Raw genomic sequence first — 16,861 nt, forward strand, 5'->3', positions numbered from 1 at the left:
ATCTTACAATTTATTAAATAAAAAACCCCCTGATTTCTCAGAAGGTTTTTTATGAATATACTATTAATTTGGTTACAAATTAATATGCTTTACATTTTCAATCGGTTGCCCAAACCATTTAGATGCAATTTCTTTAAATAAATCTATTTTCCCTGTTGTCAAGAAGAGATGATCGCTTTGTTCTTCCCCTTCATTTAACATCTTACTATGATACAAAATCGTACTCACTTCACGAGCTGTTTCATCTCCAGAACTAATTAGCTGCACCTTATCTCCCATTACCTGCTTAATAACCGGACCTAGAATTGGATAATGTGTGCACCCTAAAATCAGCGTATCGATTTCAGTAGCTTTCAGCGGTTGCAACGTTTCTCTCACAACCTCATAAGCCATCTCACTCTCAAAGTTTCCACTTTCTACAAGTTCAACAAACGGCGGACACGCTAAACTGTCTACCATAACACGGTTATTAATAGACTTCAGAGCCTCTTCATACGCCCCACTTTTTACCGTTCCAATTGTTCCAATGATACCAACATGGTACGTATTGGTCACTTTTAAAGCCGTACGCGAACCCGGGTGAATTACACCCACTACCGGGATTGGTAATTGCTTTTGCATCTCTTCTAACACAACCGCAGTTGCCGTATTACAAGCAATAACTAACATCTTAATATCCATGGCCAATAAATGCTCCGTCATTTCCCATGTGAATTGACGCACTTCCTCACGAGAACGCGGACCATACGGGCAACGTGCTGTATCTCCTAAATATATAATACGCTCTTTTGGTAGCTGGCGAATTAATTCTTTCGCTACTGTTAATCCTCCGACTCCCGAATCAATGACACCAATCGCTCTATTCAACATAATCACCCGTTTTCTTATTCATTACCTTATTTTTTTACATATCATTATATATCACATACCTTAGATCTGATAAAACTAAAGTAGCTTTTTAATAGATTTCTAATATGTACCTGTATAGACCAGGGACTTTTTTATTTTGCTCCTTTTCTTCACAATTTGCAAGACAGAAAAATAGCCGACCTTTTATAAAAAGTCGGCTTCACCTGTTATAATTCGAGTTCCCCCATACGAAGAAGCTCAACAACCGCTTGCGAACGTCCTTTAACCCCTAGCTTTTGCATTGCATTTGATATATGGTTGCGTACGGTCTTTTCGCTAATAAAAAGTTCACTTGCAATTTCTTTCGTTGTTTTATCTTGAACTAGTAATTCAAATACTTCTCTCTCTCTTTTTGTGAGTAACGGTTTAGATTGATATGCTTTTTCCTTCAACTGGTATAACCCTCCTTGCTTAAGCCAGAGCTGTACGTTTGTAAGTTGGGTGGGTGTTTATTTAGTCAAGATATTGTATGAACGAAATGTGCAGGTGGTGAATGAAAATGGGCTAATTTGCATATGTTATTTACATTCTGTATGTAATTCAATCACATGCTATAAAAAGTAGCTTCTATAAAAATAAAACAACATAAATGCGCTTACATATAACTATTCATTTCTTAATTAATTTGTCGCCACTTACTCAATAGAACAAGTATCCATTTATTCAAAAGATAAATGGATACTATGGTGATGACATGAAACTTATGTTAATCTCTATAATTTTGTCACTATCCACAATAGAGGTTGCCATTTCAATGGATATACTACAAGGTTTTAGTATTTTCCATATAATGAAATCAGTTTTAGAATTAAAATAAAGAATAATAACGGAAGATTGCATACTCCTATTCGTATTTTTTCTTCCCCCTCCTCATTCCAAAAATTCTTCAGCTGAAAAAAATAAAACAACATAGGATTCCACTATGTTGTTTGGATTTTCTTCTTAATCCATTTGAAATATAATTGCCGTTCTCTCCCCAAATTACTTCACTCCATTTATTACCTCTTTCTTTTCAGAAAGATTCATCGAAAAGGCGCCAATACTACCTAATAGAGATGTATGTATTTATAGCAATCCGCTTTGTACGCAAAATTTTATGTATTGGTGGTGTCATTATGTTTTCGAATTTCAAACGATTTTTAATCGGTAGACCGCTTAAATCAACAGCGCTAGGAGAACAAAAATTAAATAAACTAAAAGCACTCGCAATCCTTTCTTCTGATGCACTTTCTTCTGTTGCTTACGGAACAGAACAAATTTTAATTGTTCTTGCTGCATTTGGAGCAATCGCCTTTTGGTATTCCATTCCAATCGCAGTTGGCGTTTTAATCTTATTAACAGCGCTCATTTTATCATACCGACAAATCATTTTTTCTTATCCGCACGGCGGAGGTGCTTATGTTGTTTCTAAAAAAAATTTAGGTACAAATGCTGGACTTATTGCAGGAGGATCACTACTTGTTGATTATATCCTTACTGTAGCTGTAAGTGTTTCAGCTGGAACCGATGCTATTACATCAGCTTTTCCGACTTTGCACACATACACAGTTCCAATCGCAGTCATACTCGTTTTATTTATTACAATTTTGAACTTGCGGGGCGTAACGGAGTCAGCATCGATTCTAGCTTATCCTGTCTATCTCTTCGCTTTCGCACTTGTTGTTTTAATTATTGTTGGTGTATTTAAGATCACTTCCGGTCAAGCACCCGCTAATTTACATACGCCAATCGGAACTGTCGTGCCTGGCATCACACTCTTCTTATTATTAAAGGCATTTTCATCGGGCTGTTCCGCTTTAACAGGGGTAGAAGCAATTTCCAATGCGATTCCAAATTTCAAAGAACCTGCTGCGAAAAATGCAGCAAAAACATTAGTCATTATGGGAACAATTCTTGCTATTTTATTTACGGGTATCACATTTTTAGCCTATTGGTATGGAATTGCCCCAAAACATAATGAAACTGTCGTGTCCCAAATTGCTTCAAATATATTTGGAAGGAATTTTGTATACTACTTTATTCAAGGAACAACTGCGCTTATTTTAGTACTAGCTGCAAACACAGGTTTTTCAGCATTTCCATTATTAGCATTTAATTTAGCATCAGATAAATATATGCCGCGTATGTATTTAATGCGCGGAGATCGTTTAGGGTATTCAAATGGAATTATTACACTAGGCATCGGTTCCATCTTGCTAATTCTGGCCTTTCAGGGTAAAACCGAACAATTAATTCCGCTATATGCAGTAGGTGTTTTCATCCCTTTTACATTGTCACAAACAGGTATGATTATAAAATGGTTACGAGAAAAGCCACAAGGATGGCTACCTAAATTACTTACAAACTTATTAGGCGCTCTTATTTCATTAACTGTTCTTCTCATTTTCTTTATTACAAAATTTGCACAAGTATGGTCCATTCTTATCTTTCTACCTATCATTGTTTTCATCTTTCATCGTATCCACAGTCACTATGTTGCAGTAGGTGAACAGTTGCGTGTCAATTTCAATAAAATTCCTGAAAAAGTAACTGGTAATGTCGTAATTGTTCCCGTCGCCGGCATTACAAAAGTAGTCGAACAATCCATCAATTACGCAGAAACCATTAGCGATCAAGTTATCGCTGTATATGTAGCTTTTGATAAAGAGAGTGAACTACGTATGCAGGAAAAATGGAAAGAATGGCAACCGAACATTCGTCTCGTTACATTTGTCTCATCTTACCGAAGCTTAATGCGACCTATCGCAAAATTAATTACGATTATTCAACATAAAGCACTAGAGAACAACCGTTTTGTTACTGTTTTAATTCCGCAGTTCATTACCAAAAAGAACTGGCATAACGTTTTACACAACCAATCGAGCGTATTACTACGTGTCTACCTTCTATATAAGAAAAACGTCATTGTCACGACTGTTCCTTATCGATTTCGAAAATAAGAACATTATGCACCTAAATAGAGGTTTGTTTTCCCCCTTTCTTTTAGGTGCATAACCATCAAAAATGCCTTACAAAAATGTAATCTCCCACCATAAAAATGTAATATAATTCGATAGTTTCCATATTCTTTTCCATGTAAGATAAAAGTATAAAGAATCATCATTACATAAAAAACAACATGGTGATTAAAAAAGGAGAGGATTTTATAATGGAAAAAAAGTTACGTAGATCTGAAACTGATAAAATGTTATTTGGTGTATGCGGTGGTTTAGGAGAATATTTCGATATAAGCGCTAGTATGATTCGCATACTTTGGGTGATTGCGATTCTATGCTTCGGCACGGGTTTTTTAGCTTACCTTGTTTGTTTATTGCTTATGCCACGTTCTTACTAAAAGGCACCGGTGCCCAATTCGGTGCCTTTCTTTCATCTTGTCGCTTTTTGATGAAGCATACTTTCTTTTCGTGTTAACAAATACTTATTTGCTAAAATAAGGAACACACTAGAAGTCCATGTAAACGCTAAATCACGCAATCCTTGCCCGGTTTGTGCATGAAAATTTTCAGCCATCCCACTTTTATTTGCCATCATACAAAAACGAGAGGCAATATCCTTCGCAAACTCATTTTGATCAACTGCTTGTAAAGCCTCAGTCATAATAAATGTTGTCGGTGCCCAAATTGGTCCGCGCCAATATCCATCATCTCGATAATAGGGACTTCTTATACTCTCTGTAGCAAATCCATGTTTTGTCAAAAAGTGATTTTCTTTTTTCAATTCTGTAAGTAAGCTTTCAATAATTTCTTTAGGTAACCTTTTTCCTAAAATGAGGGGGATATATAACACGAGACTATCTGATACTTCATATGAATGATTCCCAGATTGCGGGGCAATAAAACGGTTTTCTCTCCAACAATGTTGAATCATACGATTAAGCGTTGTATTTGCTCGCTCTCCCCATTGCTTTGCCTCTTCCTCAAGCCCAAGTTTCTCCGCAACCTCCGCTAATACTTCCATTTGTAAAATAAGAAATGAGCTTAAGTCTGGACTCTCAATAGGAGCACCGCGGTGAAAAATCGTACTATTATCCCAACCACTATCATTCCCATGATTATATTGAGGAATCCCATCCCCATCATCATCTCGATATGTAAACCACCAATCTGTCCATTTGCATAACGGTTCATACACTTCTTGTAAATGCTCTTCTGTTATAAAATCTGCATGTTCCATCATCCATTTCAGCGTCCACCCATGAATAGGTGGTTTACAACAATTCCACAGCCCACTTTTATCGTTAATATAATCTGGTAATACACCACACGCATCTTGCTTATCGAAGAAAATCATAAATTGATCCCACGCCACTGTCGGTTGATGCATCGCTAATGCCATCGCATTAAAACAATGATCCCAGCTCCATATATTCGTCATCCAGTTTTTTGACATATACATCGCTTTTCGCGGCAAATACCCTTCCGCTTCTACCATACAAGACCATGTAATATAAGCCGCTAACTCTCTCCCTTTCAATAAGTCTTTCGGGACAGCCAATGTATGGCGTAACCAATTTACAAAATTCATCTCAGTAGCATCTACTGCCTCTGTGAATGTCTTCGTCTCCTTCGGCTTCTGTAATACTGTTTTATATTCCGTTAGTTCCACATCAATCCCTGATTTTTCATCTTGCGCACAAATATCAACAATAATATGTTTACAACGAAGCTCCTCAAACGGGGCATCCATATGCATAACCCCTTCTATAGCAGATAAATGAAATCTCATTTCTTTTGAAAAGCTATTAATTTCCCATCCACCTTGTTCACTTGGAATACAGTAATCATACGAACTTGTAATCCCAATAAAACGTAGATGCAATCGATCCGAAGAAAAGCGAATTGTATCAGAATGAGAAAAACAAATCTTCACATCACCTTCTGCAGTCTGAAGTGTTAGTAAAGATGGCGACATCTTCGTTTCACATGGTATAACCTGTCCTTTCCGATTTAATACCTCTATTTTAAACACTTCACCAAAATCATCGTCACCACCGCGAATATTTCGAATCAGTAATCCGTTATCATAGTTTAAAGAAATTACTAAAAAAGAACCATACCGGCTAAATGGAACTTGTTGTAAATCAAACATTTATATCCCCCCTAGGAAAGAGCCCCACCAATAGAAGGGCCCTCTTGTAATTTATGATTCTTTTACAATCTCAAAAGCTCGTTTATGATCCCCATTAAAAGGGACAATGTACACCTCAAACCAGCACGGCTCTGGCTTCAATTGATACTCCGGAAGCTGAGCCGGTCCACAACTCGCGCTTCCTAAACCATTTTGCTTATAATCTAGATGAAATGTAACAAACTCTCTTTCTTGTAATTCATACAAATGCTCTGCTTTCTCTAAATCTTCTGTTGTATAAGGTAAGGCGCTAAAATTAAAATCTTGCCTACTATACGCAACAAACCCTACATGATATTGATCATATAGCGAAACCCACTTTACATCTGTTCGATTTCCCGTCTCTTGCGGAAAAACATACGGGAAGAATAAGTCTTTTACAGCCATTTCATATAAATCTACTTTGTTTGCTTCTTTACTATCCGCATATGATTCGCCTGGTCCACGTCCAAACCAACTTACATTTTGATATTGTTTTGGCAAACGCATCTCGAGCCCCATTCGCGGAAGTGTCTCTGGTAAAGTTCCACTTGGATTCAATCTTGTCTCTATTTTCATAGCCCCGCTTCTTTCAATTTCATACGTATAAGTAACGGCAATTCTCCAGTTCATAACAAGTGGAGCAATAGATCCTGTCACAACAACTTCAACATTTCCATTTTCAAGTTGCAGAGCTTCTATATTTTCTACATCATGCTTCACAAGGTGTACATATTGCTCTTTCCATTTTTCAACTGTATACATATCATTATCAATTGTTGCCCGCCAAATATTTAATTTCGGTCCTTCCTCCATAAGCGATTTTCCTTTAAAGGTCCAGTTTTTCATACGCCCTGTTACAGAGTGAAAAGAAACCGCGAAATTTTCACCAGTAACGCGAATTTCCTCCTTTGTTTCATGTAAAGTTAATGGTCCGTATAACTGCGAATCTTTTTTTCTTCTTACCTTTTGCAAAGCTGGAATACAAAATTGTTCCCAAGCTATTTCATGGCCTGCGACTCCCCAATTTGTATCTGTTCCTAGTACAGTCGACACGGTTACATAGCAATCCTCTTCTGTATGAAGGGCTATATCATCTATAAAAGGCAGCTGAATCTCACAACTCTCTTTCGGTAACAAAGGCGGGGCATCTATAGAATCACTCGCAATTACTTTTCCTTCTTTTTTTACAGTCCACTGCACACGATGCCCTCTTAACGAGCGAAAATCATATATATTTTGTATTGAAATCCTACCACTTCGAATGTCTATTTCTCCTACTTTAATAGGTTCAATTATTTTCTTGTATTGTAACAACGCTGGCGATGGCGTTCGATCTGGCAAGAGTAGTCCATCAATGCAAAAATTACTATTATGCGGAGTATCTCCAAAGTTACCTCCGTATGCAAAGTACTCTTCTCCACCTTCATTCACTTGACGTAATCCGTGATCAATCCATTCCCAAACAAAGCCACCTTGCAATCTTTTATGACTATAAATCGCTTCCCAATATTCTTTTAATCCACCTGGTCCATTTCCCATCGCATGGGCATACTCACATAAAATATGAGGTTTTTCCCAATTTTCTTCTTCTGCATAACCAATAATCTTTTCGACTGAAGAATACATTGTACTAAAAATATCAGTGACTTTCGTTTCTCGATCACCTTCATAATGAATAATTCTTGTTTGGTCCAATTCCCTACACTTATTCGCCATTGCAATAAAATTACAACCGAACCCGGATTCATTTCCGAGTGACCACATAATAATGGAGGAATGGTTGCGATCCCGAAGTACCATACGTTCCACACGATCTACATAAGCATTTTCCCATTCAGGATCATCACTTAATATGTTTGCATTACCAATTAACTCAAATCCATGGCATTCCAAATCAGCCTCATCAATTACATATAAACCATACTCATCACATAGATCATAAAAACGCGGATCATTCGGATAATGTGCCGTTCGTACCGCATTAATATTGTGCTGCTTCATAAGTATTACATCTTGCTTCATTGTTTCATATGTGACATACCTTCCTGTATCCGGATTGTGATCGTGACGATTCACCCCTTTAAATATAATGGGAATACCATTAACAAGCAGATTCCTATCCTTCATCTCAATCATACGGAAACCAATCTTCTGTGAAACCACTTCTACAACTTCATCATCTTCATTTCGAATCGTGAACAATACAATATACAAATGCGGTTCTTCTGCAGACCATTTCTGTGGCTTTTTGACAAAAAACGAATGTGTATCCTCTATAACACTTGTCCCTTGTAAGTTCAGATACGATATATGTTGATCTAATACTTCCCCATGCTCATTACAAAATTTATACTCTAGTACATAATTTGTATTCAGTAATTGTTCATTGCAAATCTTTGTACTTAGTTGTAACACACCATTTTCATAATTTTCATCTAGTGTTGTACATAGCGTCATATCATAAATATGCACAGCAGGTTCATGCACAATGTACACATCACGAAAGATGCCACTTAACCACCACATATCTTGATCTTCTATATAAGATCCATCACACCATCTATACACACATACTGTCATCGTATTTTTTCCCATATGAACAAACGATGTAATATCAAACTCTGCCGTCAAACGACTTCCTTGGCTATATCCCACTTCTTCTCCATTTATCCATAAATGAAAGGCACTATCCACACCTTCAAATCGAATACGAATACATCCACCGTTCCAACTTTCCGGTATATAAAATTCATTTTTATAACAACCGACTTGATTTTCAAATGGAACATGGGGTGGCTGAAGCGGAAACGGATAATATAAATCGGTATAATGAGGCTTTCCGTATCCTTGCAATTGCCAATGCCCAGGTACATGAATCGTATCCCATTCACTACAATCAAATTCACTTAAGAAAAAATTTTCTGGAAGTTGCTTTGGGGATTCTAAGTACAAAAACTTCCACATTCCATTCAACAATTTGTAATAAGAAGAGCTTTCACGCGTAAAAGATAGAGCCGCTTGTTCCGTTTGAAATGGAATAAAATGCGCCCTTCCCTCCATACGATTTCGCCCTGTTACTTGAACATCTTCTAAGTCCGCTAACATGTTACGTTCCATATCGATCCTCCTTTTTGCTTTCACTTTGTCTCACCATTTCTACACTCTATCATTTAAGACCTGTATGTCCCGACTCTTCCACAATATATCGCTGTGCAAAAAAGAAGAGCGCAAGAGGTACAATACTAATTAACAATGTCACCGCCATAATCCCTTCCATATCAACGCCAAACATACCTTTAAACTGCGCTAAGCCTAGCGTTAATGTATATTTGCTTTGATCATTTAGGAAAATAAGCGGTCCTAGATAATCGTTCCAACATCCTAAAATATTAAAAACAGCAACTAGAATTAAAATCGGTTTCATAATCGGTAAATAAATACGGTAGTAAACTTGAAATGCGTTCGCACCATCCATCCTTGCAGCCTCATCTAGCTCCTTCGGAACAGACATAATAAATTGTCTCATTAAAAAGATAAAAAACGCACCGCCAAACCAAGATGGAATAATTAAAGGTTTTAACGTATTAATCCAGCCTAGAGCATTAAATTCCATATAAAGCGGAATCATCGTTACTTCCCACGGAATCATCATCGTTGCTAGTACAATCATGAACAAAATATCCCGCCCTTTAAATTTAAAACGCGCAAAACCATACGCTACTAAAGAAGATGATATTAACTGCCCGATTGTAGAAAGCACTGTTACAACAATTGAATTCCATAAAAAAGTATTAAATGGTTGACTTGTCCACGCCTTTGCAAAATTACTAAATTTAAACTCAGATGGAATCCACTTTGGTGGATATAAATATAATTCTTCTGGTGACTTCACAGATGTTGTAATCATCCAAAAGAAGGGCAATAAAAATAAAATAGAAAAGCCTATTAATAGTGCGTACACTACAATTCGATATATGCGCTTCTTCGTTCTCACACCGTATCCTCCTTATTCATTTTCTACTTTGACTTCATCTCATTTTCGTAATAAACCCACGCTGCTGATGATTTAAAAACAAGTAATGTTAACCCTAAAATGATTAAAAACATAAACCAAGCATTCGCTGATGAATAGCCCATTTTAAAATACTTAAATGCATTTTCATATACATACATCGCGTAAAAATAGGTGGACTTTAATGGACCTCCGCCGGTTAATACAAGCGCTAATGTTAATTGTTGAAACGCACCGATAATTGTTGTAATTAAATTAAATAAAATTGTCGGCGTTAACATCGGCAATGTAATTTTGAAAAATTGCTGCACTTTTCCAGCTCCATCAATGGAAGCAGCCTCATACAAGTTTTGTGGAATGTTTTTTAATCCAGCTAAAAAGATGAGCATAAGCGTGCCTTGTCCCCATAAACTAGCAATTACCATCGCAATGAGTGACCAGTTCGGATCACTTAACCAATTTGGTCCTTTTATACCCACAAGCGATAGAAAATAATTCAAAATACCATACTCTCCGTTATATACCCATGCCCAAATCATCGCTAAAGCCACACCAGAAATAACGCTTGGCAAATAGAAAAATGTTCGAAAAAACGCATGTCCTTTTACCTTTTGATTCAGCAAAATCGCTAAAAATAGAGCAATGATTAAATTAAATGGAACAAATAATGCTGCAAATTTCACTGTAATCCATAGCGAATCCCAAAACATCGGATCATTTAGAAACATATCTTGATAGTTTTTTAATCCAATAAATTGAACTTCTCCAATAAGCGGCCAGTCAAAAAAACTAATAAACAGTGAAAATAAAAGAGGACCAAGGGTAAAGGCTATAAAGCCAAATACCCACGGAAATATAAATGCGTAAGGAACGAGTTTCTCCCATTTCATTTTCTTTTTTCTAACAACTATATTCGTTTCACTCTCTATAGATACTCCATATTTCACCATCCACACCTCTTTGCTTTTACAATTATTTATCCATATACTTCTCTGAATCTTGAACCGCTTTATTTAATAATTTCTCTGGATCTTGTCCAAGCATAATTGCATTAATTGCCGCTGATAAATTCCGGTTTACTTCATCCCATTTTGGATTAAGTAAAAATGCTGGTGTATTTGTTGAACGTTCTAGCATTGTGTAGAACGGTTTAATATTCGTCTCTTCTTCTTTCTTCAATTCTTTTACAACACTAATTCGAACCGGTAAATCAGAAGTTCGCATTTTAATCGCTTCTGGTGAAGAATAAAACTTAACAAACTCCCAAGCTAACTCTTTATGTTTTGCATCTTTTGCAATCGAAACAGCTGATGTAGCAACAAGCCCCTTCACAGGTTTTCCTTTAAATGTAGGAGGTTCTACTGTACCAAAATCAATTTTTGCCTCTTTAAACCCTTCTAATGGCCAGATTCCGCTCTCCCACATTGCTAACTTCCCAGCTTTAAAAATATCGTCACCGCTCTGTTGGTTTTTTCCACCTACTAATACAGCCGTTTTATCCTTTAGCATACTTTGGAAAGATTTCATAACTTCAATTGTTTCTGTACTGTTCATATGTCCTTTTATTTGTTTTCCATCTTCACTTACAAAACTACTACCGTTACTCCAAATAAACCCTTGTAAATCATACGTATCTGGCTCAGGTCTTAAAGCAAATCCATATTGTTTATTGCTTACATCTGTTAACTTTTTCGCAGTGTCTACAAACTCATCCCAAGTCCAACCATCTTTCGGATATGGAATATTCGCTTTATCAAATAACTTTTTATTGTAATATATAACCCGTGTTGTAAATCCTGCTGGCATACCATATAATTTCCCGTCAATACTAGAGTAGTTAAATAGCCCTTGATAAAAATCATCTAATTTCATATCCGGATCTTTCTTTGCAAGTTCATCTAAAGGTTCAAGAGATTTATAATAAGCTGGGAAATTCCACATATACATAACATCTGGTGGATTTTTCGCTCCGAAAGATGCTGCAAGCTTTTGATCAAAGCCATCGCCATAAGCCTCCACCTGTACTTTGACTCCCGGATTCTTCTCTTCAAATTTCTTTGCAATTTGCTGCTGAATCTTTAAATTTTTTCCAGCATCCCAAGTTGCAAATCGTAATACTGTTCCATCACTCGATGTTTGTTTCTTTTCATCATCCTTTGATGATTTTTTACTTGTGGTCTCATTTGAGCTACAACCAGCTAAAAATACTATAAGTACGAGCATAAAACTAAGACATACATGTACCATTTTTTTCACTACTTACACTCCCCTTCTCCAAAAAAGTTTTAATTTCTGATTTTTCAGAACAAATAATTTAACCGCCTTCATTTTACCTTTTATGAAAGCGGTTAAAAACATCGATTTGTTCGATTTTTGTTATCAAATTGTTCGTTCAACAAAAGTATGGTGTCAATTTGTTTTATATAAAGTTTCACATTGTTTGTCTCGATATTCTGATGGTGTTGTTCCTGTACACTTTTTAAACCATTTACTAAAATATTTACTATTTGAAATACCGATATGCTCCGCTACCTCTTGAATCGTAAGTGAGGTTGTTTGAAGCATTTGCATGGCAAGTTCAAGTTTTCTTCGTTCTGTAAAAGAATGAAAACTTTCACCTATTATCTTTTTAAAAAGCATACTAAAATGACTTCTGCTTAGCCCTACCATCTCCGCCACTTCTGAAACAACAATTGGCTCTGATAAATGATTCATTGTATACAAAATAGCCTCTTTAATTGTTTTTGGCCAATTGTTAATCGTTACTTTATACTTAATCTCAAGTTCTGCAAATTGCTTCATCGATTTAACTGAATCCATCCATTGCCCGGTGCTGAACAGCTCCCCCGACGTAATCCAATATAGCTCTTCATATTTACTCTTTACATCCATAAACATTTGTTCCATCATTCCCTTATATTTTTCATTAAGAAATAAGAAACATTGATCCTTTCCACATAATATCTTCACATGTGGATTTGATAACTTTTGATCCAGCTCTTGTAATATGAAATGTAATCTCGATTCTGATCTTATAAAACAGGCATAATACCCATCGTTCATCCATTTCCATTCATTATGAAATAAATCCACAAGTATCTCTTGGAACTGATTTTGAAAACCACATAACCATTGAAAAAAATCTTCATAAAAGAGAGATTTTTGCTGTTCAATCACTTCTTCTTCCCTATGGACTGTTAAATCTTTTTGAAATTCTCGTAAATATTGATCCAGCTCCTCGTCATGAAACGATGTTTTCAATAAATAACCTGAAACCCCTAATTTAATCCCTTCCTGTGCATATTCAAAATCACGATGACAACTTAATAATAATACCTTTGTTTTCGGCGCATGTTGTTTAATCTTTTTCACAAATTCAATTCCATTTATAACAGGCATGACAATATCTGTAATCACCACTTCTGGCTCATGTTGTACAAACTCCTCCCATCCTCTCTCACCATTTGGTACATCCGCTACTACTTCCATATTATATGCTGACCAATCTATCGCCACTTTCAAGCCCCTTCGAACAATCGTCTCGTCATCCGCAATAAGCACTTTAATGCGTTTCATTTCTGTATCCCTCCCTTTGGCCAAAGAATCTGAACTATAGTCCCCTTCTTTTCTTCTGATTGAATCGTTAATCCGTACTCTATCCCAAAATGCAATTTGAATTTTTGATCGATATTATATAATCCAAGCCCCCCTTTTTGTTCTACAGATGGCTCTTGTAATAAATCCGGTTTTCGCCTATCAGAAATACCACGACCATCATCGGTAATATGTATACATAAGTCACCATTCTCCTTTTCAAATGCCGATAATGTAATAGCTCCTTGTCCATCATCGAAAGCATGAAAAAATATGTTTTCAAATATAGGTTGTAGCGACATTCTTGGAATCTGTTCCCCTTTTATAGAAGATGAGACATCTTGCGTATAAGAAAAATAATTTCCAAATCGAATTTCCTGCACCTTTAAATAATGTTCTATAATAGTCAGTTCATTTTGGAGTGTGACAAGTTCGTTCGCAAAGTTTAAATTTCCTTCTAGCACAGCAACAAGATGATAAATCATTTCACTTATATCATTTGCCCCCTGAAGCTTTGCTTTCCATTGAATCGAATTTAATGTATTAAATAGCAAGTGCGGATTAATTTGATAATGAATTGCCTTAAGCTCAGCTTCTTTTTTCAACTTTTCCTTCTCATATATTTCTTCTACTAACGATTTAATTTTGACAACCATTTTATTAAAATTCACAGTTAAATTCCCTACTTCATCTTGTGAATTTACTGGTATATTTGTATAAAAATCTCCTTTACTTACTTGAGATATTGCATAATCCAAATTCGTGACATTTTCCGTTAGCTTAGCTGAAATTAAAAATGCCAACATAAAAGCTAGGCATAGCGATACAATAATTCCAATTAATGTAACAAACAAAATAATTGTAGAGGATTGATAAAATTCTTTTTCTGGAATAATAATTTCTAGACTCCATTTATTTGATGGAATTGGCTTTTCCCAAATGATATCACCCTTGTTTTTTTTATAATCTTCATCCGTTGTGTAAATCACCTGTTTTTTTTCATCACGAATGGTAATCAGTGCATGCAAATCTGTTTCTAATGAATCAATAAACTTAAATAAATCCGTCGCATCTGTTTCCACTAATATCCGGCTATCTTTCAAACTACCTGTTTGGATTGGAACAAGTAATCCAATTACTTTGTTTTTATCAGCTATTGAGTAATGATTCGAAACATAAATCCCATTCCAATACCCTTGTGATAAATCCCCTTGTCCTTCCCAAAATTTTTCTTGTTTTAGTTTCTGCACATCTAAATACCGATCTCCATAGTAATAACCACTAGGTGTAATCAAAAAGATTCCCTTTGTTTGTGCTGTTTTATGCGCTTCTAAAAACCTTTCAAAATTCTTCTCAATAATAAATTCCGAATACGATTTTGGTGCTTCTTTTTTTAAAACAATTAACGTCGGATCTGATAAATATTCTTGAATATCACTAGCAATTAAATGCATATGGCTTAATGTTAATTCAATTTGAGCTTGAAGCTGCGATATAGCAAACTTTCCATAATCCCCAAACTGTGCATTTACAAGATTGGATGACTTTTCATATGACATCCAGCTAAACAACATGAGCGGAATAAGTGCAACAACTAAAAAACACGTTAATAACTTCAAACGAAGGCTTGTTCGAATTTGTTGCAGCAATCCCCATAGTCTAAATTTCGTCATGAGCCTCTTCCCTTATCCTAATTATTTATCTATCTTTTCAGAATATTCCAACTTAACTATATTTTATCAAAAATAACATTAAAATCTATAAAAAAGGAGCGCTTTATTGCAAGCACCCCTTTTTATAATCGAAAAATAATGGAGGTTGTAGATTGAATTTTGAATCGGTCTGTTCCGGTGGCTAAACAAAGAAAACAGTATAACAAATGTAAACATCGCATAAATAAAACACATGATTATTCTTTAAGTATCGTATTGTTTATTTGATTAAAATTGTATAATTCTTCCGTATTTTATTTATCAGAATAATATTATATTTTCCATTTATACTTAAATCCACCTAATTTTATGTTATAATACGATTCATGTGTATGCGAGGAGGAAAATTATGTTAAAAAAAGGGATTGCTGAATTTATTGGTACATTTGTACTTGTATTATTCGGAACCGGAACAGCTGTTTTAGGCGGCGGAATTGAAGGAATTGGAACTTTAGGAATTGCAATGGCTTTCGGATTGTCAATTGTTGCTATGGCATATAGCATTGGAACAATTTCTGGATGTCATGTAAACCCAGCAGTATCAATTGCCATGTTTGTAAACAAACGAATGAGCGCTATGGAACTTGCTTGTTACTTATTAGCTCAAATTTTAGGTGGTTTACTAGGAACTGCAACGTTAGTGACTATTTTAAAATCTTCTAATATGTCTTTAGATAACTTAGGACAAAATAGCTTTGGAAATCTTGGCTTGTCAGGTTCTTTCTTAGTTGAATTTATATTAACATTCGTCTTTATTTTAGTAATTATTGCAGTAACAGGTAAAAAGGGTAATGCACAATTAGCTGGATTAGTAATTGGTTTTACACTAGTATTGGTTCACTTATTAGGTATTCCATTAACAGGAACTTCTGTTAACCCAGCACGTAGCCTAGCACCAGCTTTATTTGCTGGCGGAGAAGCTGTATCTCAATTATGGGTATTTATTATTGCTCCAATTGTTGGTGGTATCGTTGCTGCCATTGTAGGGAAATTTGTACTAAATACTGAAAAATAGAATTTTCGTTCTTTCTGAAAGTAAAGAAGCGAGCCCGCTTATATTGGGCTCGCTTTTTTATTTCTGAATTTTTGATTGTAAATTTGTAACAAGCTGCTGAACTGTTACATTCGCAAGCACATTTTCCATTGCTTCTTGCGCTTGCATTAATATAATCTCTAGTACGGATTGAATATTAGCTCCTACTGGACATTCTATGTTGGGATTCTCATGGAAAGAAAATAGATGTCCTTCTTCTACTACTTCCACTGCTTTATATACATCAAGTAATGTAATTTCATCTAAATCACGAGCAAGTGACATTCCACCTTTTCCAGCTTGTACATCAACAAGGCCCGCTCTCTTCAACATTCCCGTAATGCGGCGAATCACAACTGGATTTGTATTCACACTACCAGCAATCCATTCAGAGGTACAGCGAGAGTTTCGATCTATCGCAAGTAACGTTAACATATGAACACCTACTGTAAAACGGCTACTAATTCCCATCTGCACGCCCCTCCTTTACGT

The 16,861-nt window shown here is 35.8% G+C and carries 13 protein-coding genes; 3 read left to right on the top strand and 10 right to left on the bottom strand.

All coding sequences use genetic code 11. The features are described from left to right. Window positions 1–72 precede the first annotated feature (72 nt). Window positions 73–870, bottom strand: a complete 798-nt coding sequence (racE, locus tag BLV40_RS04815) for a glutamate racemase (protein WP_243765168.1) — start codon at window positions 868–870, stop codon at window positions 73–75. 206 nt (window positions 871–1,076) lie between these two features. Beyond that, the gene (gene gerE / locus BLV40_RS04820) at window positions 1,077–1,301 is read right to left on the bottom strand and encodes a spore germination transcription factor GerE (protein ID WP_000659494.1); all 225 of its coding nucleotides are present in this window, start codon (window positions 1,299–1,301) and stop codon (window positions 1,077–1,079) included. A gap of 723 nt (window positions 1,302–2,024) precedes the next feature. On the opposite strand from gerE, the gene BLV40_RS04825 reads away from it, so the two are divergent. Then, window positions 2,025–3,848, top strand: a complete 1,824-nt coding sequence (locus BLV40_RS04825) for an APC family permease (RefSeq protein WP_090687710.1) — start codon at window positions 2,025–2,027, stop codon at window positions 3,846–3,848. Window positions 3,849–4,057: 209 nt separating this feature from the next. Then, on the top strand, window positions 4,058–4,243 hold the full coding sequence (locus BLV40_RS04830) for a PspC domain-containing protein (RefSeq protein WP_026593550.1): 186 nt from the start codon (window positions 4,058–4,060) through the stop codon (window positions 4,241–4,243). Window positions 4,244–4,275: 32 nt separating this feature from the next. Here the strand turns inward: BLV40_RS04830 and BLV40_RS04835 are convergent, their stop codons facing one another. The 7 genes from BLV40_RS04835 to BLV40_RS04865 all read right to left on the bottom strand — a co-directional run bounded on the left by BLV40_RS04835 (window position 4,276) and on the right by BLV40_RS04865 (window position 15,297). Then, complete coding sequence (locus BLV40_RS04835; protein WP_026593551.1) at window positions 4,276–5,997, bottom strand: amylo-alpha-1,6-glucosidase; 1,722 nt, start codon at window positions 5,995–5,997, stop codon at window positions 4,276–4,278. Window positions 5,998–6,048: 51 nt separating this feature from the next. Further along, the gene (locus BLV40_RS04840; protein ID WP_090687713.1) at window positions 6,049–9,135 is read right to left on the bottom strand and encodes a beta-galactosidase, LacZ type; all 3,087 of its coding nucleotides are present in this window, start codon (window positions 9,133–9,135) and stop codon (window positions 6,049–6,051) included. 49 nt (window positions 9,136–9,184) lie between these two features. Next, window positions 9,185–10,012, bottom strand: coding sequence for a carbohydrate ABC transporter permease (locus BLV40_RS04845; protein ID WP_026593553.1), 828 nt, complete (start codon window positions 10,010–10,012; stop codon window positions 9,185–9,187). Window positions 10,013–10,035: 23 nt separating this feature from the next. Further along, window positions 10,036–10,980 (bottom strand): carbohydrate ABC transporter permease, encoded by a 945-nt coding sequence (locus BLV40_RS04850; RefSeq protein ID WP_090687716.1) that lies wholly within the window; start codon window positions 10,978–10,980, stop codon window positions 10,036–10,038. Between the two features lie 22 nt (window positions 10,981–11,002). Continuing rightward, window positions 11,003–12,286: an ABC transporter substrate-binding protein gene (locus BLV40_RS04855; protein WP_244525333.1), complete on the bottom strand. Its 1,284-nt coding sequence runs from the start codon at window positions 12,284–12,286 to the stop codon at window positions 11,003–11,005. Window positions 12,287–12,439: 153 nt separating this feature from the next. Then, complete coding sequence (locus tag BLV40_RS04860) at window positions 12,440–13,606, bottom strand: response regulator transcription factor (RefSeq protein ID WP_026593556.1); 1,167 nt, start codon at window positions 13,604–13,606, stop codon at window positions 12,440–12,442. Then, window positions 13,603–15,297 carry a sensor histidine kinase gene (locus BLV40_RS04865; protein ID WP_090687718.1) on the bottom strand — a complete coding sequence of 565 codons (1,695 nt, stop codon included), beginning with the start codon at window positions 15,295–15,297 and terminating at the stop codon, window positions 13,603–13,605. Before BLV40_RS04865 ends, BLV40_RS04860 begins: the two co-directional genes overlap by 4 nt. Before the next feature lie 388 nt (window positions 15,298–15,685). Here BLV40_RS04865 and BLV40_RS04870 point away from each other — a divergent pair, with 388 nt between their 5' ends. Next, window positions 15,686–16,351, top strand: coding sequence for an aquaporin (locus BLV40_RS04870; protein WP_090687722.1), 666 nt, complete (start codon window positions 15,686–15,688; stop codon window positions 16,349–16,351). A 57-nt stretch (window positions 16,352–16,408) separates the two neighbouring features. Here the strand turns inward: BLV40_RS04870 and BLV40_RS04875 are convergent, their stop codons facing one another. Further along, window positions 16,409–16,840 (bottom strand): Rrf2 family transcriptional regulator, encoded by a 432-nt coding sequence (locus tag BLV40_RS04875; RefSeq protein ID WP_026593559.1) that lies wholly within the window; start codon window positions 16,838–16,840, stop codon window positions 16,409–16,411. Window positions 16,841–16,861 lie beyond the last annotated feature (21 nt).

Origin of the sequence: Bacillus sp. 166amftsu, from assembly GCF_900107445.1 — a bacterium.
GTDB classification, from domain to species: domain Bacteria; phylum Bacillota; class Bacilli; order Bacillales; family Bacillaceae_G; genus Bacillus_A; species Bacillus_A arachidis.